The organism is uncultured Sulfitobacter sp. (assembly GCF_947499945.1).
Taxonomy (GTDB): domain Bacteria; phylum Pseudomonadota; class Alphaproteobacteria; order Rhodobacterales; family Rhodobacteraceae; genus Sulfitobacter.
The window spans coordinates 479,407-500,835 of sequence record NZ_CANMQD010000002.1 but is presented as its reverse complement, the minus strand read 5'-3'; the positions used below and the strand labels follow the sequence as shown (position 1 = coordinate 500,835).

The window sequence follows — 21,429 nt, the reverse complement described above, 5'->3', positions numbered from 1 at the left end:
TTTCAGGTCAGGGTTGTGGGGAGAGAGGCGTAGCCGTGGAAGCGGATGCGACCGCCTGATTTGCGATTTTCAGAAATTTTGTAGTCGGGGTAGCGGGTTAGGAAGCGCTGGATCGCGATGCGGCCCTCCATGCGGGCGAGGGTGAGGCCAACACAGACGTGGGGGCCACCTGCGAAGGCGAGGTGGCGGTTGGGTTGGCGAGAGATATCAAATTTTGTTGGGTTATCAAAGACTTCTGGATCACGATTTGCGGCACCGATGCAGAGGTGGAGGTTGGTGCCTGCGGGAATTTTGTGGGCGCCTAGGGTGACTTCGGAGGTGGTTTGACGGTTGCCGAATTGATTGGGAGAGGCCATGCGGAGGACCTCTTCTACAGCCGTATTTATGAGGCTGGGATCTGCGATTAATTTAGCTTTTTCAATGGGATGGTCGTGCAGGAGGGCGAGGCCTGAGCCGATGAGATTAGTGGTGGTCTCGTGCCCTGCGTTCAGGATGAAAATGCAGTTTTGAATGAGCTCGATCTCGGAGAGGGTTCCTTGGGTGTCGCCTTGGATTAATCGGGTCAGGACGTCTGTTTCCGGGTCGCCGGGGTGAGCGGTGCGGCGGGCGATAAGGTCTTGTAAGTAGGCCTTAAATTCGGAGACGGCGGTGTGGCCTTTGGTGAGTTGGGTGTCCGTCAGGGTCGGCTCTAGGGCGCCCAGGATGGCGAGGGACCAATCGCGCAGGGGGGCGCGTTCGTTCATTGGGATATTTAGGAGGTTTCCGATGATCTGGATGGGGATGACGGAGGCGTAATCCTCAATGATATCTGGGGTTTGGGGCATGTTGTCGAGGAGGTGGTCGACGGTTTTGATCAGGCCGTCATCCATGCACGCAATCGCCTTGGGTGCGAGGGCGGAGGACATGATGCGGCGGACGCGGGTGTGGAGGGGGGGATCGTTGAAAACCAGCGACGTTGTATGATGCTCAAACAGCGGGGAGCCTGCGCCGAACTTGGGTTCAAACGCTTGTTTTTTATCGGAAATATAGGTGGTGGTGTCGCGGTAGATCGCGTTCAGATCGGCGTGACGGGAGATGATAAAAGAGCCGTCAGGCTGGGGGCAAACGGGAGCATTTTGCAGGAGCGCATCGTAGTGCGGGAAGGGATTTTCGGTGAAATCCGGCGGGGGGCTGGCGAGGTTTAACATTTGGCTAGTTTGGCGGATTTGGGGGGTTGGTCAATGGGGGGTGTTATCTGTGCACCGTCTGTACACCCCCCGTACACCGTCTGGGTGTATGGTTTCTGTTGCGTTGCAAAGGAAGCGTATGCCCGATTCAACTGTTGTTAACCTTGTCACAGCTATTGTGCCTGCATGCCGAATTATATCCGACCCCGCCAGTCTGGCGCTTGTGTTTTTCTGACCATCACTTTGGCGCAACGTGGGTCAGCGACCCTTGTGGAGCGGATAGCGATCTTGCGGCAAGCGGTGCGCGCGACGATGGAGACACGGCCCTTCAGGATTGATGCTTGGGTTGTTATGCCCGACCACATGCATTGCGTTTGGACCTTGCCCGAGGGGGATGCGGAATACGCGCAGCGTGTGCAATCGATCAAGGCGCGCTTTTCGCGTCAGTTGCCGATGGGGCCGCGCAGGGCGAGCCATATTGCGCGGCGCGAAAAGGGTATTTGGCAGCGCAGATTTTGGGAGCACCATATCCGCGATGCCGCCGATTTCGAGAACCACATCGCGTATTGTTGGCACAATCCGGTAAAGCATGGGTTTGTGGATAATGTCCGCGATTGGCCATATTCGTCATGGCACCGTGATCATGCGTAGCGATGGGGTGACGCGTAGGGTGTGCATTTATGCGCACCGATGCGCGGCGTTGAAAGGGCGGACGGTGCGCATTGAATGCGCACCCTACAGCTCGCTGCCAAACAGAGTTGGGCATTATCGATACGCTAGTCGCCTCAACGCTCCTTCGTATAAATCAATCAAAACACGCATATCATCCAGTCCATTGAAGAATGATTGGGAGTCCACTCCATGTTCTGGTGTAAGTTTCAATTCAGTTCTAACATGTTTCAGTCTGCCCTTACCCACTTGTTTGGACCAACCTGGGAACCCAAGTGAACACACTCTTCGCATCTCAGTATGATATTGCTGCTTTTGAAATGGATGCTTTTTTTTCACTTCCACTTTTTCCCATCGGGAAATATCGATGGAGTTATTGCTCGGATTTTCCATTACAACATCGTATTTCTTTAGTACTTTTTCCAATTCTCGATAGGTGATCAGGTATTGTCTCTTATCCAGCCGATGTGTGTTTTCTCGAAGATACCAACTGATAAACCTTACTTCAGGATCATATTCCGACTTTTGTAAATCTTTAAATCTACGATACTTCTTCAACCCTCGTTCAGCTATCAAAACTGTTAAATTTTCTAGATCAGTTGGGGAAACCGATAGAATAAATCCATTTACATACAGATAGTGAATCGTGCTTAAATAAGCTGTTCTCTTGTTCGCATCGTAAAATGGATGGTTCATTATCAAACCGTAGAGAAGCGTCGCCGCTTTCTCGTGTACAGTACTCCACTTTTCGATGCCTCCATACGAAACATGCGGTCGACTTAAAGCTGACAGCAACATTGCTGGCTCCTTTGGGCCAATACCACCAATTCCTTCGCCTTCGCCCTCTCTCAAAAAATAGTCAACGACCGAAAAATGTGCACGCATAACCTCTTCAACCATAAATGCCGTGCCATCCGACTGATCAGAAACCAGCGATATTGCATTTGAATATTTGGGCTGCAAACTTGGAACTAGCGTATCAATAAAGGGCTCCATTAAGAATTGGTCTCCTTCAGCGCCCCCTCAAACTCCCGCCACTCCCCCTTACTCATCCCCGAAGTCTCCTGCGTGACCTCCTCGCCCTTCAACATGCGGCGTATACAATCCAGCGCTTTGCCTGACATCGTGGCTCCACCCAAACGGTAGTCCTCGAAGGCTCCGTAGGCGGCGGGTACCCAGTCGGCGACGACTTTGCAGATTGCATCGGCGTAGACGCGGATTTCGTATTGCGCGTGGCTGTCGGCGCGCAGGCGGAGGAAGTGGAAGAGGTTGTGCAGGTCCACTTTCCAATACCATTGGGTGTAGATGTTGGCGGGGAGGTTCATGCGGGCCAGTTCGCGTGCGAGGCCGTCTTGGGGTTCTCCGTCGGGGCCTTGCTCTGCGATCATGGCCTCGTAGTTGTCGTAGGCGCGGTTGCTGTCTGATTTGAGGATTTCGAGGACGCGTGCGGCTTCGGCACCCTCAAGGACGCCGCCTCTGCCTTGATTGTTGATCACGGATTGCGCGTTGATGTGGGAGGGTTCGGGAATGTAGAACTCGCGGTCGAGGATCGAGTAGCGCGCGGAGTATTCGTTGACGTTGGCGGTGCGGTGGCGGATCCACTGGCGCGCGACAAAGACGGGGAGTTTAACGTGGAGTTTGATCTCGCACATCTCGAAGGGGGTGCTGTGCCAGTGGCGCATGAGGTAGCGGATCAGCCCTTCGTCGTTCTGGACGGATTTGGTGCCTTTGCCGTAGCTGACGCGGGCGGCCTGACAGATCGCCGAATCGTCGCCCATGTAGTCGATGACGCGGATGAAGCCGTGATCGAGCACTTCGTGCGCGGTGTAGAGGTGTTTTTCCATCCCCGGGGCCACGGCACGCAGGGTTGGCTGTGGATTTGACCGCAACTCGTCAATTTCGGCTTGTTGCTCTGGGCTGATCGGCATTTTTGCGGTCCTTTGGTCGGAATGGATGGGATGTCATAGGATTCGGGGGCCACTATATCTGGCGATGGGCGGCGCGGAAACGCCAGATATGGTATTGTTTTTTGGCCATAGTATGAGGGTTAATCCGCCTCTTCGAGCCATGCACGTTGACAAGCGGCAGGCGGGGCGGCGATGGTCGGAAAAACTATAAAACATCAGCTCTCGAGGGCAGAACATTGAAAAATCAAATTATCAGCCTCGCAATGATTGCGGGTTTGGCGGCATGTAGCGGCGGTAACCCGTTTGATGTCGTTGAAACGGAGGAAGTCGCTGGCGGTGAGACCGATGGCGATGGCATCACAACAGATTCTGGCGTGCCCCCCGGGACGGTATCGCCCTCAGCCGGCTCTACCGTCTTTCGCAGTGAGCCGCTTTCCGACGCTGCCGGCGCCGAGAACTATGGCAACGGTTTTGCCAATAGCGTGAGCTATAACAGCGCCGATGACACCTTTACGGTAAACAACCTCGCGTTTGATGGCGACAGCCCATACCAGCGCGGCACCATCGTGAGCAGCCTGAACGAAGGGCGGTTTGCGGTATACGAAGCCGAGGATTCAGCTACCGATCCGATAGGTGGCGGTGCGATTGACCAGCTGACGTACCGCGCCGTTTATGGCGTGAGCCGCAACCGCACAGATACTGGCATTCCCACAACGCAGTTTGCGATTATCCGCACGGGCAACTACATCCCCTACGGTTTTGGTGGCTTCATTTATCAGCGTGACGAAACTGTGACCCTGCCTGCCTCGCTGCAAGCGGGATATACAGGAAGTGCGGGCGGTCTGCGTGATTTCAAGAGTGGGGGCGGTCTTCAGTACACGACCTCAGACATCCGTATCTCGGTGGACTACGATGACTTTGACGACGGTGCGGCCGTCCGTGGGGCGATTGAAAACCGCAAGGTCTTTGACATTGATGGTAACGACATCACCTCTGAAGTCGCAAACCAGATCAGTGAAGGATTGACCGAACTTCCGATTGCGCGATTTGTCATCGGGCCTGGCGTGTTGCAGGAAAGTGGTGATTTGGTCGGTGAAATTACGGCCAACTACACAGATGTAGAAGGCAACGTCGCCTCGTATGAAACGGGGAATTACTACGCCATCATGTCTGGGGACAATGCTGAAGAGATTATTGGCGTCTTCGTCCTTGAATCAGCCAGCCAGTCCTCACGCGATACCAGCGGATTTATCGCTTATCGGGGCGATGTACTGAGACCATGAACCACAACGCGAAGCGCTTATTTGCTTTGACATTCGGCGCGGCGGTTCTGTCCGCTGCGCCTATTGCTTTTGCAGAGCAATCACCGTCCGAGCAGGTCCAACTTTCGGTAGAGCAGATGCGCCTTGCGGCGGAACTGAACCTGCGCAATGGTGACTTTGACCGTGCGTTGGTCTTTGCGGATGCTCTGCTGAGGCGTGATCCCAAGGATGTAACAGCCCTACTGATCCGCGCCCACGCCCTGCGGGTAAAGAAAGAGTTTTCTGGCGCACAAAACGCGGCCCGTCATGCGTGGCGTGCGGCCGAGACGGACAATCACAAATACACTGCTGCAATGCTAATGGCGCAAGCGTTGTCCTCGGATAACAAGCGCACACGCGCACAATTGTGGCTACGCCGCGCCGCCGAAGTTGCCCCGACAAAACAGCATGAAGCACGCGCAGCAGAGGATTTTAGATACGTTCAGCGGCGCAACCCATGGCAAACGAATCTGTCTTTCACGCTGGCGCCCAATTCCAACATCAACAATGGATCAGCGCGCGACACGTCTTCACTTCTGTATCAAATCTTCAACCCATTAGACATTGACGGGGCTGGTATCGTCGAGCTTGGGGCTGCGAGCAAGGCGCTCTCCGGGATTGAGGCGGGGCTGAGCGTACAAACGCGCTACCGCTTCAAGCAGACAGAGCGAACGGCTCATGATCTGAGATTAGGCGTGTCCTTTCGCACCTATCAGTTGTCGGCTTCTGCCAAGGCTGACCTTGCCGAAGCCGATGCCGAGCGTGTGGCCCAAGGACAAGAACCAAGCGATATAACGGGTAGCGATTTTTCCTATGGCACCGTGCAGGTTGGATATGGCTACAAACAGCTGCGCAAGGACCAGCGCGGCGAGTTTTCCTTTACAGCGGATGTTGGGCAAAGTTTTTATGGCGGCGATGAGTACAACAGCTTTTTGCGCACTTCGATCAGCCAATCCTATTACGCATCCCGCACGACCAAATATTCTTTTGGTCTGAGCACCGATTTTAGATACGCGCAGCAGGGCGCTGATTACCAATTATACCAGATCAATGCAGGGATAAGCCGCAAGCTTGCTAGCGGGGATGGCCTGTACTTGGGTGCAGTTGCAAGCATGACAACTTCGGATACAGAGCGCTTCGAATATGGCGAACTGGGTCTGCGCGGCGGCTATGTGCTGGGGCGTGAGATCATGGGCACCTCTTTGCAATTCGGGTTGAACACCAGCTTTCGGGATTATGATGTATCGCCGCACGATCCGTCGGGTCGGCAGGAATTCAAAGTGGGCGGAGATATTACCGCCACATTCAAGCAGATCGACTATTTCGGGTTTAATCCCACCGTCAGCCTGACCGCCTCTACCACCAACAGCAATATCGGACTTTATGATGTGAACCGTGTGGGGCTGAACATCGGGATTGCATCGGCGTTTTAGGGTCTGGGTATCTCGACAAGGGGGCATCGGGTGCTACGGTAGAGGCAAATAGAAATGCCCAAAAAGGAGCCTTCCCAATGCCCATCAAATATCTACACACAATGGTTCGCGTCAAAGACCTTGATGCGTCCATCGCTTTTTACAAACTGCTGGGGCTGGTTGAGCGGCGGCGGATGGACAACGAGGGTGGACGCTTTACCCTTGTGTTTTTGTGCCCTCCCGGCATGGATGACGGTCATGCGGATGTGGAGCTGACCTATAACTGGGACGGCGATGAAGGGCTGCCGTCTGACAGCCGCCATTTTGGCCATCTCGCCTATACCGTTGAGAACATCTATGAGACATGCCAGCACCTTATGGACAATGGCGTGCTCATTAACCGTCCGCCCCATGATGGGCGTATGGCGTTCGTGCGCTCGCCCGACAACATCTCGGTTGAGTTGTTGCAAGAGGGCGACGCGCTGGAGCCCGCAGAACCGTGGACTTCAATGGGTAATACCGGCAGTTGGTAATGCGCTGCTTCTGGGCGGCAGGGTTGGCGTTGGCTGCCCTGCCCGCTCATGCAACTGAGTGTCGTCTGGCCCTCGCACTTGCGGTGGATATTTCAAGCTCGGTCGATGCAACTGAGGATACCTTGCAGCGCAGCGGTATTGTCGCGGCTCTTACCTCACCCGAAGTGGAGGCGGCATTTTTTGCTTCTGATCTACCAGTGGCTCTGGCAGTCTTCGAATGGTCGGGGCGGTATAATCAGGAAGTTATCCTTGATTGGGTGATGATCGACAGCCGCGCTGCGCTACTCGGTGCGGCGGAAGTGGTTGCAGCATCGAAACGCTCGCACAACGATTTTCCAACGGCGATGGGTTACGCCTTGGGCTATGGTGCGCAGCTGCTAGCGCGTAGCCCTGAATGTCTGCGCAAGACACTGGATATGGCGGGCGACGGGGTCAGCAATGAAGGGTTTCCCCCCGCCAATGCCTACCGCGAATTTCCATTTCAGGATGTGACGGTGAACGGTCTGGTGGTGAATGCGGCGGATTTCGAGGGCGAAGTTGGCCTGATCGCGTTTTACAGCGGCGAAGTGATCCATGGCCCCGGTGCGTTTTTGATTATCGCGGACGGGTTTGATGATTTCGAGCGCGCCATGCGCCGCAAGCTGGAGCGTGAACTGACGCCGCCCACAATTGGTGCATTGGAGCTGGAGGGAGACGCGGGATGAGAGCAGTGCTCCTTTCGCTACTGCTCGCTTTGGGTGCGGGACAATTGGTTGCGCAGGAAGTTTGCCGTCAGGCGCTGGTACTGGCGCTCGATGTGTCAGGATCAGTTGATGCGCGTGAATACCGTTTGCAGGTGGGCGGCGTAGCTAGGGCGCTGAGTAGCGACGCAGTGCGCGCCGCTTTGCTAGAACGCGTCGAGACGCCTGTTGAATTGCTGGTGTTTGAATGGAGTGGCCCCCAAGACCAGATGCTTTTGGTGCCCTGGACGCGGATCACGGATGCGGCGGCGCTTGAGGATGTGATTGCGCAGTTGAACAGCGTCGAGCGGCGGGCTGAGGCCACACCCGGTACCGCCCTTGGCGTGGCAATGATGCGCGGGGCGCAATATCTGGCGCAGCGGGGACATTGCTGGCGTCAAACGCTGGATATTTCGGGCGATGGGAAAAGCAACCTTGGGCCACGTCCGCGCAATGTAAAGCCCAAGTTGGAACAGGCGGGGATTACCATCAACGCGCTGGTCATCGGGGCTGATGATCCTTCGAGCGGTGACATTCGTCAAAGCGAGATTGCCGAGTTGAGTGCTTATTTTCGGGCGGAAGTGATCTTGGGGCCAGATGCTTTTGTGGAGGTGGCGCTTGGGTTTGAAGGATATGCAGATGCGCTGGAGGCCAAACTGCTGCGCGAGCTCGATGTCTTGGTGCTCTCGCAGCGGTGAGGCCTTTGCTCAGGTGTCGTGACCGGGGTTCTGCCGTGCGAGTTTGCGCATCAGACCGGGCCAGACCAGATTATCGCCCATGCCTGGGGTAAAGGCACCTGCAGCTTGCCCTGCGACGGTATCTGCCATGGTTTGCGGCTCCTCATGCAGGTTCTCGTCCCCCGCTGCTTGGGCCAGAATTTGAGTTTTGCAGGCGTTTTCAAGGAAATACATGCGCAGAAACGCGATTGCGCAGTTTGGCCCGACCGTCAGCGTGCCATGGTTGCGCAGCATCAGCAGGCTTTTCTCGCCGATGTCGGCCACGATACGTGCGCGCTCATCCAGATCAAGTGCGATGCCCTCATAGTCGTGATACGCCAGATCGTTGTTCACAGCCATGGAGAACTGGGTATAGCGACGCAGGCCGCCGTTTTGCACCGACACGGCCACACCGTAGGGTGTGTGTACATGGATGACACAGCCTGCGTCATGACGCGCGGCGTGGATCGCACTATGGATCGTAAAACCTGCGGGATTGATGAAATAAGGCGTATCGGCGCAAATATTGCCATCAAGGTCGATCTTAACCAACGAAGAGGCGGTCATCTCGTCGAACATCAGACCGTAGGGGTTGATCAAAAAGCGCTCTTGTCCATCCTCGTCGGGAAGGCGCAGTGAAATATGGGTAAAAACCAGATCGGTCCAACCATGCAGCGCACAAAGGCGATAGGTCGCGGAAAGTTGGCAGCGCAGGTCCCATTCGGCCTCGGACACTTGGCCCTTGAGGGTGGGTAGGCCTACGGGATCAGGAATATCAAAGCCGCCTGTGCGAAGCGCTGATTGGGTGTTCATGGCTGTCTCCTCTGGGGTGCATCTGTCGCAGAGGAGTGTCGGACCTGAACAGCGGCCCTGTCAACGATGCTGATGCAGCATGACGCGGCGTTGATTATCCATAAGTTTCTGCATAGCGGCATGTTTTGGCAATGAGGTTGCGCATCGATTTTGGGGTTCCGGTGGATGCAAACATTTATAAAATCAGCAAAGGCGGAATCTGAAACGACAATCTCTTCGGAAAATTGGAGGTGTGTGACAGGCTTAAGACGCGCAGCGAGATACCCCGCTGCGCAAGTTCATCAGTAAATATAACGGATTTGATCAGTCCAGTATCGCTCTACCCGTTTGAGGGAGGCGGTGATGTTGATCACACCCTCTGGTCCCAGCACGCCCTTATCCTCAAGTCCGCCCGCGTGGCGCGAGAACAGATCAGCCACCACATCGCGGATATAGCGGCCTTTTTCCGTTAGGCGCACCCGCACGGAGCGGCGGTCAATCTCGCAGCGCTGGTGGTGCATATAGCCCATCTCGACCAGCTTTTTGAGGTTATAGCTCACGTTGCTGCCTTGGTAATAGCCGCGGCTCTTAAGCTCACCTGCGGTTACTTCATTGTCACCGATGTTGAACAACAAAAGCGCCTGGACCGCGTTGATCTCCAACACGCCGACCCGCTCGAACTCGTCTTTGATCACATCCAGCAGCAATCGGTGCAGCCGCTCTACCAGCGACAGCGCCTCCAGATATCCGGTCATAAATCCCTTTTCGGGGGGGGACGTTTTCTCATTGGCTGGCAGGCCAATGGTATCCTGAACACTCATACTACTCTCCGACTTATTATGGCTCTGCCGCAGAGAATGCATAAAAAGTCGGAATATTTCGTTAAAAGCTAGAGGATCAATTTATTCAACGGAAATATGGGCTTGGATGTCTTTAACCAAATCTACATAGGGAGTTTTTGGTGCAAATTGTCCAGTGACCCATTGATAGAGGTCGTGGTCGTTCTCATCGAGGAAGTCGTCATAGAGGGTCAGGCCATCGTCGCTCATGCTCGATAGGCGGTCGGTCGCATAGGCGGAGAGGATCAGGTCCATCTCTTTGATCCCGCGGCGCATGGAGCGCATGGCGAGACGTTTGATCCGCGTCTCGCGCGGCTCGCCTTCGGGGCGGTCGGGGCGGGGCATTACAAAAACAGGTTCAGACATCGGTGGTCTCCATCAACATTGCGCGCAGGCGTTTTTCCAGCCGTGCGACGTGTTTGGCACTTTGTGACAGCTCGACCCGCAGGCCACGCATCTCGCTAAGCAATTCGGCAGCGTCAGCAGGCAGGACCCCTGCCCCGTCGGCACCATCAAGACCTTCACCCTCCCCGTTGATCATCCACATCATCGAGACGTTGAGCAGACCCGCCAACATCGACAGGCGGTTTGCACGCGGCTCTGACAGATCGTTTTCCCAGCTTTGCAGGGTCTTGAGGCGCACGCCAAGACGGCGGGCCAGCACTTCTTGGGTCATGCCAGCGGCATCGCGTGCAGCGGCGACACGGTCCCCGAAGGTGGCAGCGTCCGGGCCGAACCAGTCTGCCTGTGCTGTGTCGTCTTGTGCTGTGTCGTCGATCTCATCCGTCATTCTGTGCTCCTGTTACGCCAAAGGCGCTTGCAACTGCGGGGGGCCACCCCCTATGAGTGTTCGTGACTTTCATATAGCGCAACGAGGCCGAAATGGAACTGCTCTCCCGTACACTTGCACGCGTAAAACCCTCCCCCACTATTGCTGTGACAACAAAGGCTCAAGAGCTCAAGGCTGCTGGCCGTGATGTGATTGGTCTGGGCGCGGGCGAGCCTGATTTTGACACACCCCAGAACATCAAGGATGCGGCGGTGGCCGCGATTGCAGCGGGTAAGACCAAATATACTGCTGTGGATGGGATCATCGAGCTCAAGCAGGCGATCTGTGCCAAGCTCAAGCGCGACAATGATCTGGATTATGTACCTGCGCAGGTGAGTGTCGGGACCGGTGGCAAGCAAACTTTGTACAATGCCTTTATGGCGACGCTGAACCCAGGTGAAGAGGTGATCATTCCTGCGCCCTATTGGGTCAGCTATCCTGATATGGTGCTGCTTGCAGGCGGGACGCCTGTTGCGGTCGAATGCCAGATCGAACAAAACTTCAAGATGACGGCCGAGCAGTTGGAAGCGGCGATAACGCCCAACACTAAGTGGTTCATCTTTAACTCACCGTCGAACCCGACGGGTGCAGGATATACGTGGGATGAGTTAAAGGCGCTAACGGATGTATTGCTACGCCATCCGCATGTCTGGATCATGACCGACGATATGTATGAGCATTTGTGCTATGACGGTTTCAAATTCTGCACCCCAGCGCAGGTGGAGCCAAAGCTTTATGACCGCACGCTGACCTGTAATGGTGTGTCCAAGGCCTATGCGATGACGGGCTGGCGCATCGGCTATGCGGCGGGGCCGGAGAAATTGATCGGCGCGATGCGCAAAGTGCAGTCGCAATCGACGTCCAATCCTTGCTCCATCAGCCAGTGGGCGGCTGTTGAGGCGCTTAACGGGACGCAGGACTATATCGCGCCCAACAACGAGATGTTTGTGCGCCGCCGCAATCTGGTAGTCAAAGCGATGAATGCAATCGACGGGATGACCTGCCCCGTGCCGGAAGGGGCGTTTTACGTGTATCCGTCTATTGCGGGGCTGATTGGTAAGACGTCGACAGTAGGCACGTTGATCGAGAATGACGAAGTTTTCGCTACGGCATTGCTGGAAGAGACTGGCGTGGCGGTGGTGTTTGGCGCAGCCTTCGGCCTGAGCCCGAACTTTCGCATTAGCTATGCCACGTCGGACGAAAACCTTGTGGAAGCCTGCGAGCGGATCACGGCATTTTGCGCAGGGCTCAGCTGAGACCAAACACAGGCGCGAGGCGCAGGGGGGAATAATTTTCCACTGCGCCTTAGGGGGGTCGCGTACCCGCGAAAAAAGACAGACTTGGGGTGATCCAGATGGCCGACAAATTGCCAGAATATTATTTTCGCGTGCGCGAGAATGGCGCGTTTGTGTTTCGGCTGGATACAGAGAACCGCCAACGGCGCATCGAGATGGACCAGATCGCGGTCGTCAACATGCGCAACGGCGAGATAAAGCCGCAAGGGGATCGTACCCTTTCAGAACCTGATATTGCAGCCATCAAAGAGTGGATGGAAGAACGCGCGGCGACGCTGGCGCACCGCGAGATTGACGATATTTTCCGCGCCATTGATTATCTGAACACCACGGCACATTGGGCGCAGTCCCGCGCCAATGACGAACAGCTTGAGGCAGTGACCGATGCGCTGCTTTTGGCGATGCATGACTTGCGCAGCACGCTGGTACGCAAAAAGGCAGACCGTTTGATGAAGAACTAGGCGTCGATCTGTTTTCTGGCTATGCTTGGCAAAACAGTTCGCCAGAAGCGCCAGTTGAGCAGGATTGCCGCCACGCCAAGGCCAATGGCAAGGCCAGCCCAAATGCCTATGCCGCCCCATCCAAAGGTAAAGCACAGCACATAAGCAGTTGGCACACCCACCACCCAATAGCTGAATGCGGCATAAACCATGGGCAGGCGTGTGTCCTGCACCCCGCGCAGAGTGCCAAGGGCGATGGCCTGAGTTCCATCGGCCAGTTGAAACAAACCCGCCATGAACAGCAGCCCTACTCCGATGGAGAGGATTTCGGCGCGGTCGGGTTCATCCTTCGGGATGATGATATCGATGAAAAACTCGGGCAGCAAGATGAACAGGCTTACCGTGAGAACGGCAAAGGTGAGTGACATCATCGTGACCACGAATGCGCCGCGTGCGAGATGGGGCGCGTCGATGCGGCTGTAGGCATTGCCAGCACGCACTGTGGCTGCGTTACTAAGACCGAGGTGAACCATGAAGGTCAGCGAGGTGAGCTGCATCGCGATGCCATGGGCCGCGAGGGGAACAGTGCCGAGCCGGCCCATCATAAAAGCGGCGGCAGCGAAGAGACCGACCTCGCTCAGCGCGGTGATGGAGATCGGCCAACCGAGGACAAACACCCGCCGGAGCATATTTCGATCAGCGGCCCAGATGCGGCGGAAGAGATCATGTTCGGGCAGCGCGAGACGCACATAGATCACCACACCGATCAGTGAGACAACTTGCGTGCTCAGTGATGCGATCGCTGCACCGAAGATGCCCAGTTCAGGTGCGCCCCAGTTGCCAAAAATGAGCGCGTAATTGACCAATGCATTTACCACAGCGGCGACGACTGTGATCCAAAGCACTACTTGCGTACGCTCAAGGGCGGCGAGATAGGATTTTAACACCATGACAAACAGTGCAGGCAAAATGCCCCAGCCTGCCACCGAGAGATAGAGTGCGCCGTTGGTCACCACATCCTCCCCCTGCCCCATAAGGCGCAGGATCGGTGCAGAAAAGATCATCAGCGGCAGCGCCAACAGCGCAAAAGCAAAGCTGAGCCATAGGCCCATGCGCGTGGCGCGGCGGATAGACGTCTCATCCCCTTCGGCCTGAAAGCTGGCGACCATAGGCATCACGGCCCAAGCAAAGCCCGAGCCGAAAATAAACAGCACAAAGAAATAGGTCGAGGCCAGCGTCACGGCGGCCAGTTCCTCGACCCCGTACCGACCAAGCATGACCGTATCAGTCACACCAATCGCCATCTGCGCGATGTGCCCGCCGATGAGGGGCAGGCCCAGAACGGCAATGGCGCGGATGTGCGCGGGGGTGGACATGATTTTGAGCATAGCGCCTGTCTAGGCTCAAATCTGCGGCTGCGAAAGGCGCGAATTGGCGTTTGTGATGTTGCGTCACAACGGGGCGGTATGATTGTGTAAACGGGCCGTGCTGACCTAGGCTGGTCTCAACAATCGGGAGGATGTGACATGGGCGAGCATTGGACAGAGACGGTCGAGTTGAACGGGGAGGCGTTTTTCGTACGCCATTGGGGGGACAAGAAAGCACCCAGAATTTTGATGCTGCACGGGTTCCCTGAATATTCGGGCGCGTGGAACGATTTGGCGCCGCTGCTGGCCGAGCGCTTCCATTGCATCGCGCCCGACCAGCGCGGATACGGGCAAAGCTGGCGACCTGCCGATCCTGCGCTCTACAAAACGGCGCTTCTAGTGTCCGATCTGGTGGCGCTTATTGGCGAAGAGCCGATCATTGTGCTGGGCCATGACTGGGGCGCGTCTGTGGCTTATGCGCTGACCATCGGACGGCCTGATCTGGTGTCCAAGTTGATCATCATGAACGGTGTGCACCCTGCCCCGTTCCAGCGCGAATTGGCCAAAGGCGGGCCGCAAACAGATGCCTCGCAGTACATCCACTTCCTGCGGCGTAAAGGGTCAGAGAATATTCTGGCTGCCGATGATTTTGCCAAGCTGATGGGCTTGTTCTCGGCGCATATGGATATGGACTGGCTCAGCGGTGAGACGCTAGCAGGATATAAGGCGGCATGGCGCGATGCGGCGGGGTTGCGCGGGATGGTGAATTGGTACCGCGCCTCGCCGCTCAAGATCGGACAGTCGGGAGAAGCCATTCAGGGCTTGGTGTTTGATCCTGCGCGGTTGCAAGTGCGCTGCCCCCACCTGCTGATTTGGGGGACAGCGGATACGGCGCTGCTGCCAGAGACAACCGAAGGTTTGGAGGAGTATGCGCCTGATCTGACACGGGTGGAGATTGCGGGCGTGGATCACTGGCTGCACCATCAAAAACCGCAAGAGGTGGCGGATGCGGTGCTTGGCTGGCTGGGGTGAGGATGCAGATGGGGTGTCTGTGAGGCTGAGTCCAATGTCCCATAAGAGCCTAAAGTAACCGATGCTGCGCTTGGCATGAATGACTGCTTCACTTCGTCGGCAGTGGCACGTCGGGCCACTGGGTAGTGAGCTCTGCTTGAACCCCGCGCTCTAGATAGGTTGACAGAACTACGTAGCTTTTGGTGCCCCTGACGCCTGGGAGAACATAAAGCTGAGCCAATAACTCCTCTAGTGCCTGTGCGTTCGCGGTGCGTACTTTCATGATGACGCAGGTATCTCCGGCAACGGAGTGCATTTCTTCAATCTCAGGAAGGTCACGAAGTCCCATCATGCGCTCGCTCTTTCCCCAGCCATCCGCATCAACATGCACAAATGCGAGGAAGTTCTTTCCACAAGCCGGACCGTCAAGTTGTGCGCCGATGCCCTTTATCGCGTATCGCCTCAATCGCTTGACACGCTCATGCACAGCAGGAGCCGAAAGTCCGACTTGCTCGCCGATATAGGCGTACGTGGCGCGGCCATCGAGATTGAGGGCGGCTAATATCTTTCGGTCAAATGTGTCCAGCGGACGCTTGGTAGGCGCTGTCTGCTGAACATCTTTTGTTTCTCTCTTCATACCGCCGATTTTGCCTTTTTATGCATTATCTATTCCGTAACTTGCAGTTATAGCGAAAGGATATTCAGATGAAGACCCGAGAAATCAACCCCACGACCGGAATTTACCCGGCAACGCGCGACTACGTTCACGCGATGGAAGTGACTGGAGCATCGAGACAACTTTTTGTCAGTGGAACAATGGGCTTGGCCGAAGATGGGTCAGCCCCAGCGAGCTTGGACGAACAGCTCAAACTTATCTGGACAAACATTCAGCGCATCCTGACGGAGGCCGAGATGTCTGTTTCGAACATCGTGCGGCTCACCAGCTACCTAGCCCGACCCGAATACGCCGAGAGAAACCAAACCGCACGAGAGAAGGCCCTAGGTGGTCGGGCAGTGCCTACTACGGCAATAGTCGTTACAACACTCGATCCCTCTTGGCTGGTCGAAATCGAAGTCATCGCCATGAGCTAGCCATTCCAAAATTAGACCTTCGCGCAAACGCAGCGAATGCACGCTTTGTCCGCACAGCAGACTTGAAAGGATTGATGCCTGCCAAACGGCTAGGGCGCACCCCTAGCTGTGATTCCAGTCGTCAGGATCGGCGCTGTTGTTGGGGCTGAGGCCGATGATGTCACCGTCGGTAGAGCAGCCAAGGCCCAAAACGGTGCGGTTGGCGTAGGAGAAATAGGCAGTGACTTGGTTGATCTCTAGGATCTCGCCATCGTTCCAGCCTGCCATACGCAGGGCCTCCACATCCATTTGGACCATATCGTTGGGCGATTGGGTGAGACGTTGAGCATAGCGCATTGCGGCATGTTGGCGGGCATCGAGTGGCATGGCGGGAATGTCGGTATCCTCTATCGCCGTCCGCAAGGCCTCCGAGCGGGGATCGTCGGCGAGCAGCCGTTTCATGCCCGCGAAGTGATGCTCGACACAGTAATTACAGCCGTTGAGGTGCGAGACCCAGACGCCCAGCGCCTCAAGAAACCACTTGGAGATCGTGTTGTCGCGGTGGTGCAGGACGTATTTATAGACCGCCATATGCGCCTCCATCGTGTGGGGGCGCAGAGAGTGCATCATCATGATATTATCGACATTGTTGTCGGGGCCAGTGACACGCTTGTAGAGGTCTTTGAGCTTGCCAGTGGCGGCGTCGAAGGGGATGGTTTTGATCCAGGCCATGGGGATGCTTTCGGTGATAGGACTTTCGCGAAAGCTTAACCTAAAAAGATAACCATAGGCGACGTCTCTTTTCATCATGACCGTTTTGGGAGTCCCGTCTGCGGGCTTTTCTGCTGTAAGGCAAGAATTCTGAATGGCTGCTTTCGAGGTCTTGCAGTTCTCTAACTGGTTTCAGCACAGGAGGTCTAACTCGCAATCAAATTACTTGACCTTATCAATAATTGATACTATCAACTAATAATGAAATCTCACTCTCCAGAATTAATGTCCCCGTCAATTCACAAAAGCCTTGGCTACTGGACATCTCTCGCAGCTCGGACAATGGAGGCTGAGTTTAATAAGCGTTTAGCGCGTTTCGGAATAACTCGTGTCGCTTGGGCAGTGCTTGGTTCGATCCATTATGATGAAAAATTGACGCCGTCCGAATTGGCCAAGTTTCTCAGTCTTGATCGGGCGGCCATCACAAGGTTGCTGGACAAACTTGAGGCAGAGAAGCTGATAACCCGTCACCAAACTGGTGATGACAGGCGCTCAGTTTCTTTGCGACTGACGCCCAAAGGCCAAGCAGTTTCTGTTGAGGTCGCGCAAGAATCCGAGTCCGTCAATGCGCAATTTGCGGCTGGGATCGCACCTGAAGATGTCGAGCAGCACATCGAAATGATCAAGAAAATTCTTGGAAACGCCAACAAGACCGTCTCGTCCCTTTAACATTAAATATAGGAGACTTTCATGAAGCGCTTATTGCAAATACTGACTCTGCTCTGTTCGTTGGGGCTCACGCAAACAGCTTTGGCCGCAACAGATTATCCGGTAGACGCACCCGTCGGCGGTGAGTCGTTTGGCCATAGCGTTACCTCCATTGGCGACGGCATCTACGTTTTTCGTTGGTGGGTTTACCGCAATTTCTTCATCGTTACTGACGACGGAGTGATTGCAACAGATCCGATGAATCCCAAGGCGGCAAAGCTGTTGAAAGCTGAAATCACCAAAATCACGGATAAACCGATCCGATACGTTATCTACAGCCATAATCACCATGATCACATTGGCGGAGGCGTCATGCTAGATGGTGAAGGCGTTGAGTTCATCGGGCATGAAAACGTGGCAAAGGAATTGGGCGATCACCCCAATCCGACCATTCCCCTGCCCGACATCACTTTTGCAGACACCTACACGGTAGAGTTAGGTGGGCGAACCGTTGAGCTTGAATACTTTGGCCCCAATCATGGTGAAAGCTTAGTCGTGATGCGGTTGCCCGAAGAACAAATTATATTCGTTGTCGATATTGTTACACCGCGTCGGGTGGCATTCAGGATGATGCCTGACTTTTGGCCCGATGAGTGGGTCCGCTCTCTTAAAGAAATCGAAGCGACAGACTACGACTATGTAATCACTGGCCACGGTCCAGAGTTCGAACCCGCAATCGAACTGGCGGCCGTCGTGACGGAACAGCGTGAATATATCGAGGATCTTATGGCCGCTGTAAAATCTGCAATGGATGCGGGAACTCACAGTCCGGACGAGCTACAGCAGACAGTGAAGCTTCCTAAGTATGAACACTGGCGCGCCTATGACGCTTGGCTGCCGATGAACATCGAACGCATATGGGCTTACTACCACATGGGTTGGTGATCCACTAAGTGTTGATCACCCGAAGTCCGCCGAAGATTTGGTGGACTTCGGTTTTTGTTGGCGCAACTTCAGCTCAACGACAAAAAGTGTAGCTGGATGGTATCGATTGCTGCCGTTCGAACTTCGCGCTGCATCCCGGAAAATAGGCTCGAAACTGCCCGACTCTTCGAAGCGAAAAGGTTACATGCTCACTTGCGCGTGCGGGTGAATACCATCTTTTGTTCGTGCAAATCTGCCTTATCCCCGATCCACGCATAGGCAAGGAGTGCAGGCTCTCGGTCGCCAACGGTAATGCGGTGTAGATGGTCGGGCGGGTTGAAGATCATGGAACCCGGAACATAAACGCCTTGGTGGTTTTCGGACACCGCACCTGACAGACAGACATAGCTTTCGGTGATCCCTTTGTGCGCGTGGGCGGGATAGGTGCAACCCGGCGCAAAGAGGACCACGCCGAGGATGATTTCGTCACTGATGATTGGCCCATTTTGCCCTGCAAGCTCCGCGTAGGCATAGCTGTTGGCGAGGCCCTTGGGTACTTTTTCATATCCGTATTGCCAGCTGAGTTGACTGTCGAGCGCGTCAAAAGCGCGGACCACGGGGGCAAGCACGCCTTGGCGTCCTTCGTCCAATGCACGGCGCAAATGCGCGGTAACAGGCTTTTCGGCGCGGGGTTGGAGGCGGATGGTCGCGTTCTTTTTGAGCAAGCGGCTAATGGCTTCGCGAACCTTGCGCTGGTGGGAGCGAATGCGGTCACTGCCCCCTGCGGGGAGGTAGCGGTAGAGTTCGTCATATTCTTGCAGCAGATAGCGCCAGTTGGGCATATCGCGCAATGTGGGGTCGGTCTGCGGGGTGGTGTCCATGGCGTCGCTCCGTGAGTTAAGCGTGACCTAGCGCGGGAATGGAAACGCGCAAAGAGGAAAACCGCCACAGCGGCGATATTAGCAGTGGATAAAGCAATGTCGGCGATTGCCCCGCCGCACCGCACCTGTCAAAATACGCGCTAATCAAAAGCAACAGCAGCAGGCTTATCCCATGTCCGATCTCCTCTCCGGCAACACGCCAAAGCCGTCCGAGTATGATGCCTCCTCGATCCAAGTGTTGGAGGATATGGAGCATGTACGCCTGCGGCCCGGAATGTACATCGGCGGTAAGGATGATCGCGCGTTGCACCACATGGTGGCGGAAATCATCGACAACTCGATGGATGAGGCCGTCGCGGGACATGCCACGTGGATCGAGCTTGAGCTGCACGATAATGGCCATGTCACCGTGCGAGACAACGGGCGCGGTATTCCAATTGATCCGCACCCCAAGGACCCGACCAAATCCGCGCTGGAGATTATCTTCTGTACGCTGAATGCGGGCGGTAAGTTTTCTGGCGACAACTACGAGACGTCGGGTGGTTTGAACGGGGTTGGCTCATCAGTGGTCAACGCTTTGAGCGATCATTTGCGGGTGGAAGTAGCGAAGAATCGCGAGCTGTTTGCGATGGAGTTCTCCCGCGGTGTGCCGCAGGGCAAGCTGGAGAAGATTGGTGCAGCCCCGAACCGACGCGGTACTGCCGTGACCTTCCATCCTGATCCCGAGATTTTCGGCAATCTGCAACTGCGCCCCTCACGGCTCTTCTCGATGGCGCGGTCCAAGGCGTTTCTCTTCTCCGGTGTTGAGATCCGCTGGAAGTCCGCCCTGCCTGATGGAGATATGGCCCAGGAGGCGACGTTCCACTTCCCCAATGGTCTGGCGGATTACCTCAATGAAGTGATGGCCAAATCCTCGACATACGCCGAAATCCCGTTCTGCGGCTCGGTGGATTTCAAAGAGAAATTCGGCCAGCCCGGCAAGGTGGAATGGGCGATCAACTGGACGCCATCCCGTGACGGGTTCATCCAGTCCTACTGTAACACCGTGCCCACGCCAGAGGGCGGGACGCATGAGGCGGGGTTCTGGGCGGCGATCCTCAAAGGGATCAAGGGCTACGGCGAGCTGATCTCGAACAAAAAGGCCAGCACAATCACGCGGGAGGATTTGATTACGGGCGGTTGTGCGCTGGTCTCGATCTTTATCCGCGAACCTGAATTTGTGGGCCAGACCAAGGACCGATTGGCCACTGTGGATGCACAGCGGATGGTCGAGAACGCCGTGCGCGACCACTTTGACAACTGGCTGGCAGCGGATACGAAATCTGCGGGCGCGATCCTTGATTTTCTAGTGCTGCGAGCCGAAGAGCGGCTCAAGCGGCGGCAGGAAAAGGAAACGGCGCGGAAATCTGCGACCAAAAAGCTGCGCCTGCCTGGAAAGCTGACGGATTGTACGTCCAAGACGCGCGAAGGCACAGAGCTGTTTATTGTGGAGGGCGATTCCGCTGGCGGCTCTGGCAAGGGGGCGCGTAATCGGGTCAATCAGGCACTCTTGCCGCTCAAGGGTAAGATTTTGAACGTGCTGGGGGCGGCGTCCTCGAAACTGCACACCAACTCGGAGATCAACGATCTGTGCGAGGCCTTGGGCGTTGGCATGGGCACGAAATTCAACCTCGACGATCTGCGCTATGACAAGATCATCATCATGACCGACGCGGATGTGGACGGCGCACATATTGCGGCGCTGCTGATGACGTTCTTCTACACACAGATGCGGCCGATGATCGACCACGGACATCTGTATCTGGCCTGTCCGCCGCTGTTTCGCCTGACCCAAGGGGCGCGCCGCGTTTATGTGGCAGATGATGCGGAGAAGGATATGTATCTGGAAAAGGGCCTTGGCGGTAAGGGCAAGATCGACTTGCAACGCTTTAAGGGTCTGGGCGAGATGGACGCGAAGGACCTCAAAGAGACCACAATGGACCCGGCCACGCGCAAGCTGATTAAGGTGACGGTTCAGGAAGACACACCGGGCGAGACGTCAGATCTGGTCGAGCGGTTGATGGGGAAGAAGCCGGAGCTGCGCTTCCAGTATATTCAAGAGAACGCGCGATTTGTGGAGGAGTTGGATGTTTGAGGGG

The 21,429-nt window shown here is 55.7% G+C and carries 24 protein-coding genes; 13 read left to right on the top strand and 11 right to left on the bottom strand.

Going from position 1 to position 21,429, the window contains the following annotated elements; translation table 11 throughout:
- Positions 1-2 precede the first annotated feature (2 nt).
- Positions 3-1,187 (bottom strand): cytochrome P450, encoded by a 1,185-nt coding sequence (locus tag Q0775_RS12610; RefSeq protein ID WP_298861256.1) that lies wholly within the window; start codon positions 1,185-1,187, stop codon positions 3-5.
- Between the two features lie 165 nt (positions 1,188-1,352).
- On the opposite strand from Q0775_RS12610, the gene Q0775_RS12605 reads away from it, so the two are divergent.
- The gene (locus Q0775_RS12605; protein ID WP_298861254.1) at positions 1,353-1,817 is read left to right on the top strand and encodes a transposase; all 465 of its coding nucleotides are present in this window, start codon (positions 1,353-1,355) and stop codon (positions 1,815-1,817) included.
- A gap of 114 nt (positions 1,818-1,931) precedes the next feature.
- Here the strand turns inward: Q0775_RS12605 and Q0775_RS12600 are convergent, their stop codons facing one another.
- Positions 1,932-2,831, bottom strand: coding sequence for a type II toxin-antitoxin system death-on-curing family toxin (locus Q0775_RS12600; RefSeq protein ID WP_298861252.1), 900 nt, complete (start codon positions 2,829-2,831; stop codon positions 1,932-1,934).
- Positions 2,831-3,763 (bottom strand): FAD-dependent thymidylate synthase, encoded by a 933-nt coding sequence (gene thyX, locus Q0775_RS12595; RefSeq protein WP_298861250.1) that lies wholly within the window; start codon positions 3,761-3,763, stop codon positions 2,831-2,833. Before thyX ends, Q0775_RS12600 begins: the two co-directional genes overlap by 1 nt.
- Before the next feature lie 215 nt (positions 3,764-3,978).
- Between thyX and Q0775_RS12590 the strand changes: the two genes are divergently transcribed.
- The 5 genes from Q0775_RS12590 to Q0775_RS12570 all read left to right on the top strand — a co-directional run bounded on the left by Q0775_RS12590 (position 3,979) and on the right by Q0775_RS12570 (position 8,405).
- On the top strand, positions 3,979-5,025 hold the full coding sequence (locus tag Q0775_RS12590; RefSeq protein WP_298861249.1) for a hypothetical protein: 1,047 nt from the start codon (positions 3,979-3,981) through the stop codon (positions 5,023-5,025).
- Positions 5,022-6,476, top strand: a complete 1,455-nt coding sequence (locus Q0775_RS12585) for a hypothetical protein (RefSeq protein WP_298861247.1) — start codon at positions 5,022-5,024, stop codon at positions 6,474-6,476. The genes Q0775_RS12590 and Q0775_RS12585 overlap by 4 nt, the downstream gene beginning before the upstream one ends.
- Positions 6,477-6,553: 77 nt before the next feature.
- Entirely contained in the window at positions 6,554-6,988 is a 435-nt protein-coding gene (locus Q0775_RS12580; RefSeq protein WP_298861244.1) for a VOC family protein, read from the top strand.
- A complete protein-coding gene (locus Q0775_RS12575; protein ID WP_298861241.1) occupies positions 6,988-7,692 on the top strand; it encodes a DUF1194 domain-containing protein in 705 nt (234 codons plus the stop codon). The genes Q0775_RS12580 and Q0775_RS12575 overlap by 1 nt, the downstream gene beginning before the upstream one ends.
- A complete protein-coding gene (locus Q0775_RS12570) occupies positions 7,689-8,405 on the top strand; it encodes a DUF1194 domain-containing protein (RefSeq protein ID WP_298861238.1) in 717 nt (238 codons plus the stop codon). Before Q0775_RS12575 ends, Q0775_RS12570 begins: the two co-directional genes overlap by 4 nt.
- Before the next feature lie 9 nt (positions 8,406-8,414).
- Here Q0775_RS12570 and Q0775_RS12565 read toward each other — a convergent pair whose 3' ends face one another.
- From Q0775_RS12565 to Q0775_RS12550, 4 genes are all read right to left on the bottom strand, one after another.
- On the bottom strand, positions 8,415-9,236 hold the full coding sequence (locus Q0775_RS12565; protein WP_298861236.1) for a class II aldolase/adducin family protein: 822 nt from the start codon (positions 9,234-9,236) through the stop codon (positions 8,415-8,417).
- Positions 9,237-9,517: 281 nt separating this feature from the next.
- Entirely contained in the window at positions 9,518-10,036 is a 519-nt protein-coding gene (locus Q0775_RS12560) for a winged helix DNA-binding protein (RefSeq protein ID WP_298861234.1), read from the bottom strand.
- Between the two features lie 81 nt (positions 10,037-10,117).
- Positions 10,118-10,420, bottom strand: a complete 303-nt coding sequence (locus Q0775_RS12555) for a succinate dehydrogenase assembly factor 2 (protein WP_298861231.1) — start codon at positions 10,418-10,420, stop codon at positions 10,118-10,120.
- On the bottom strand, positions 10,413-10,844 hold the full coding sequence (locus Q0775_RS12550; RefSeq protein ID WP_298861229.1) for a helix-turn-helix domain-containing protein: 432 nt from the start codon (positions 10,842-10,844) through the stop codon (positions 10,413-10,415). Before Q0775_RS12550 ends, Q0775_RS12555 begins: the two co-directional genes overlap by 8 nt.
- A gap of 92 nt (positions 10,845-10,936) precedes the next feature.
- Between Q0775_RS12550 and Q0775_RS12545 the strand changes: the two genes are divergently transcribed.
- On the top strand, positions 10,937-12,139 hold the full coding sequence (locus Q0775_RS12545) for a pyridoxal phosphate-dependent aminotransferase (RefSeq protein WP_298861227.1): 1,203 nt from the start codon (positions 10,937-10,939) through the stop codon (positions 12,137-12,139).
- 98 nt (positions 12,140-12,237) lie between these two features.
- Entirely contained in the window at positions 12,238-12,639 is a 402-nt protein-coding gene (locus Q0775_RS12540; protein ID WP_298861225.1) for a hypothetical protein, read from the top strand.
- On the opposite strand, the gene Q0775_RS12535 is transcribed toward Q0775_RS12540, so the two are convergent.
- The gene (locus Q0775_RS12535; RefSeq protein WP_298861223.1) at positions 12,636-14,006 is read right to left on the bottom strand and encodes an MATE family efflux transporter; all 1,371 of its coding nucleotides are present in this window, start codon (positions 14,004-14,006) and stop codon (positions 12,636-12,638) included. The two genes, Q0775_RS12540 and Q0775_RS12535, sit on opposite strands and share 4 nt — an antisense overlap.
- A 138-nt stretch (positions 14,007-14,144) precedes the next feature.
- Here Q0775_RS12535 and Q0775_RS12530 point away from each other — a divergent pair, with 138 nt between their 5' ends.
- On the top strand, positions 14,145-15,017 hold the full coding sequence (locus tag Q0775_RS12530) for an alpha/beta hydrolase (protein ID WP_298861220.1): 873 nt from the start codon (positions 14,145-14,147) through the stop codon (positions 15,015-15,017).
- 88 nt (positions 15,018-15,105) lie between these two features.
- On the opposite strand, the gene Q0775_RS12525 is transcribed toward Q0775_RS12530, so the two are convergent.
- Positions 15,106-15,633: an Lrp/AsnC family transcriptional regulator gene (locus tag Q0775_RS12525; RefSeq protein WP_298861218.1), complete on the bottom strand. Its 528-nt coding sequence runs from the start codon at positions 15,631-15,633 to the stop codon at positions 15,106-15,108.
- A 68-nt stretch (positions 15,634-15,701) separates the two neighbouring features.
- Between Q0775_RS12525 and Q0775_RS12520 the strand changes: the two genes are divergently transcribed.
- Positions 15,702-16,088, top strand: coding sequence for a RidA family protein (locus Q0775_RS12520; RefSeq protein WP_298861216.1), 387 nt, complete (start codon positions 15,702-15,704; stop codon positions 16,086-16,088).
- Positions 16,089-16,190: 102 nt separating this feature from the next.
- Here Q0775_RS12520 and Q0775_RS12515 read toward each other — a convergent pair whose 3' ends face one another.
- Positions 16,191-16,799 carry a peroxidase-related enzyme gene (locus tag Q0775_RS12515; RefSeq protein ID WP_298861214.1) on the bottom strand — a complete coding sequence of 203 codons (609 nt, stop codon included), beginning with the start codon at positions 16,797-16,799 and terminating at the stop codon, positions 16,191-16,193.
- A 321-nt stretch (positions 16,800-17,120) separates the two neighbouring features.
- Here Q0775_RS12515 and Q0775_RS12510 point away from each other — a divergent pair, with 321 nt between their 5' ends.
- Together Q0775_RS12510 and Q0775_RS12505 are read left to right on the top strand one after the other, a co-directional pair.
- Positions 17,121-17,507 (top strand): MarR family transcriptional regulator, encoded by a 387-nt coding sequence (locus Q0775_RS12510; RefSeq protein WP_298861209.1) that lies wholly within the window; start codon positions 17,121-17,123, stop codon positions 17,505-17,507.
- Between the two features lie 21 nt (positions 17,508-17,528).
- Positions 17,529-18,431, top strand: a complete 903-nt coding sequence (locus tag Q0775_RS12505; RefSeq protein WP_298861206.1) for an MBL fold metallo-hydrolase — start codon at positions 17,529-17,531, stop codon at positions 18,429-18,431.
- A gap of 188 nt (positions 18,432-18,619) precedes the next feature.
- Here Q0775_RS12505 and Q0775_RS12500 read toward each other — a convergent pair whose 3' ends face one another.
- Complete coding sequence (locus tag Q0775_RS12500; protein WP_298861203.1) at positions 18,620-19,291, bottom strand: dimethylsulfonioproprionate lyase family protein; 672 nt, start codon at positions 19,289-19,291, stop codon at positions 18,620-18,622.
- Between the two features lie 172 nt (positions 19,292-19,463).
- Between Q0775_RS12500 and Q0775_RS12495 the strand changes: the two genes are divergently transcribed.
- Positions 19,464-21,425, top strand: a complete 1,962-nt coding sequence (locus Q0775_RS12495; protein ID WP_298861198.1) for a DNA topoisomerase IV subunit B — start codon at positions 19,464-19,466, stop codon at positions 21,423-21,425.
- The last annotated feature ends 4 nt before the right edge of the window (positions 21,426-21,429 follow it).

Coding starts and splice junctions, on each gene's coding strand:
- Q0775_RS12610 (WP_298861256.1), bottom strand. CDS start 1,187: ATGTTAAACCTCGCCAGCCCCCCGCCGGATTTCACCGAAAATCCCTTC.
- Q0775_RS12605 (WP_298861254.1), top strand. CDS start 1,353: ATGCCGAATTATATCCGACCCCGCCAGTCTGGCGCTTGTGTTTTTCTG.
- Q0775_RS12600 (WP_298861252.1), bottom strand. CDS start 2,831: ATGGAGCCCTTTATTGATACGCTAGTTCCAAGTTTGCAGCCCAAATAT.
- thyX (WP_298861250.1), bottom strand. CDS start 3,763: ATGCCGATCAGCCCAGAGCAACAAGCCGAAATTGACGAGTTGCGGTCA.
- Q0775_RS12585 (WP_298861247.1), top strand. CDS start 5,022: ATGAACCACAACGCGAAGCGCTTATTTGCTTTGACATTCGGCGCGGCG.
- Q0775_RS12580 (WP_298861244.1), top strand. CDS start 6,554: ATGCCCATCAAATATCTACACACAATGGTTCGCGTCAAAGACCTTGAT.
- Q0775_RS12575 (WP_298861241.1), top strand. CDS start 6,988: ATGCGCTGCTTCTGGGCGGCAGGGTTGGCGTTGGCTGCCCTGCCCGCT.
- Q0775_RS12570 (WP_298861238.1), top strand. CDS start 7,689: ATGAGAGCAGTGCTCCTTTCGCTACTGCTCGCTTTGGGTGCGGGACAA.
- Q0775_RS12565 (WP_298861236.1), bottom strand. CDS start 9,236: ATGAACACCCAATCAGCGCTTCGCACAGGCGGCTTTGATATTCCTGAT.
- Q0775_RS12560 (WP_298861234.1), bottom strand. CDS start 10,036: ATGAGTGTTCAGGATACCATTGGCCTGCCAGCCAATGAGAAAACGTCC.
- Q0775_RS12555 (WP_298861231.1), bottom strand. CDS start 10,420: ATGTCTGAACCTGTTTTTGTAATGCCCCGCCCCGACCGCCCCGAAGGC.
- Q0775_RS12550 (WP_298861229.1), bottom strand. CDS start 10,844: ATGACGGATGAGATCGACGACACAGCACAAGACGACACAGCACAGGCA.
- Q0775_RS12545 (WP_298861227.1), top strand. CDS start 10,937: ATGGAACTGCTCTCCCGTACACTTGCACGCGTAAAACCCTCCCCCACT.
- Q0775_RS12540 (WP_298861225.1), top strand. CDS start 12,238: ATGGCCGACAAATTGCCAGAATATTATTTTCGCGTGCGCGAGAATGGC.
- Q0775_RS12535 (WP_298861223.1), bottom strand. CDS start 14,006: ATGCTCAAAATCATGTCCACCCCCGCGCACATCCGCGCCATTGCCGTT.
- Q0775_RS12530 (WP_298861220.1), top strand. CDS start 14,145: ATGGGCGAGCATTGGACAGAGACGGTCGAGTTGAACGGGGAGGCGTTT.
- Q0775_RS12525 (WP_298861218.1), bottom strand. CDS start 15,633: ATGAAGAGAGAAACAAAAGATGTTCAGCAGACAGCGCCTACCAAGCGT.
- Q0775_RS12520 (WP_298861216.1), top strand. CDS start 15,702: ATGAAGACCCGAGAAATCAACCCCACGACCGGAATTTACCCGGCAACG.
- Q0775_RS12515 (WP_298861214.1), bottom strand. CDS start 16,799: ATGGCCTGGATCAAAACCATCCCCTTCGACGCCGCCACTGGCAAGCTC.
- Q0775_RS12510 (WP_298861209.1), top strand. CDS start 17,121: ATGGAGGCTGAGTTTAATAAGCGTTTAGCGCGTTTCGGAATAACTCGT.
- Q0775_RS12505 (WP_298861206.1), top strand. CDS start 17,529: ATGAAGCGCTTATTGCAAATACTGACTCTGCTCTGTTCGTTGGGGCTC.
- Q0775_RS12500 (WP_298861203.1), bottom strand. CDS start 19,291: ATGGACACCACCCCGCAGACCGACCCCACATTGCGCGATATGCCCAAC.
- Q0775_RS12495 (WP_298861198.1), top strand. CDS start 19,464: ATGTCCGATCTCCTCTCCGGCAACACGCCAAAGCCGTCCGAGTATGAT.